The organism is Vibrio sp. 1580 (assembly GCF_033340055.1).
This window is the reverse complement of the sequence record NZ_JAWOVT010000180.1, coordinates 1-810: the sequence shown is the minus strand read 5'-3', so window position 1 is coordinate 810 and position 810 is coordinate 1. Positions and strand designations below refer to the sequence as shown.

1 protein-coding gene is annotated in these 810 nt (G+C 48.0%); it reads left to right on the top strand.

Annotated features, from left to right (window positions below; genetic code table 11):
* Positions 1-129: 129 nt before the first annotated feature.
* Positions 130-810: threonine/serine exporter family protein (locus tag R7093_RS24855; RefSeq protein WP_318146970.1), on the top strand; the 681-nt coding region annotated here is incomplete at its 3' end.

Genomic DNA, 810 nt, shown 5'->3' with positions numbered 1-810 from the left:
TTTTTGTATCTAAATCATATTTAGATGATGTGATTTGCGGCACAATAGTGGCTTCGCGTGATAATTCGGGACTGTTTGGCCTCCTTCACGTGAGAGTAAGCAACACCCTAAAAGGACTTAGACCTATCTATGAATCTAGAAACCATACCGTCTGGAGAGTTGACGGTATCTAACCAACGCTCCATTTCTCGACTTGTCGCTCAAGCCGGACAAATGCTGTTGGCCCATGGCGCAGAAAGTACGCTTGTGTGCGATATCATGCGTCGTATTGGCTTAGCTTGTGGCGTGCATGAAGTGGCTGTAGCCCTCTCAGCCAATGCCTTGGTTGTCACGACCGTAATGGATGGACACTGCATCACCACTACTCGAAGCTGTGCCGATCGTGGCATCAACATGCGCGTTATTACGCAAATTCAACGCATCTGTATCATGATGGAGCGCGGGTTACTCGATGCTGCCATGGCGCAGAAAAAACTGAATACCATCAGCCCAGAACGGTACAACCGCTGGCTAGTGGTGCTTATGATTGGCTTATCATGCGCGGCATTCAGCCATTTAGCGGGTGGCGATTGGGGCGTATTTATTATGACCTTCTTGGCCTCGGCTGGTGGCATGATCGTGCGCCAAGAGATTGGCCATCGTCACTTCAATCCATTACTTAACTTTGCTGCTACCGCATTTGTAACCACGTTGATTTCTGCTCAAGCTGAAATTTACCAAATTGGTAATTTACCAACCGTAGCGATGGCATCGTCGGTATTGATGTTGGTGCCTGGTTTTCCACTGATTAATTCGGTAGCAGACATGCTA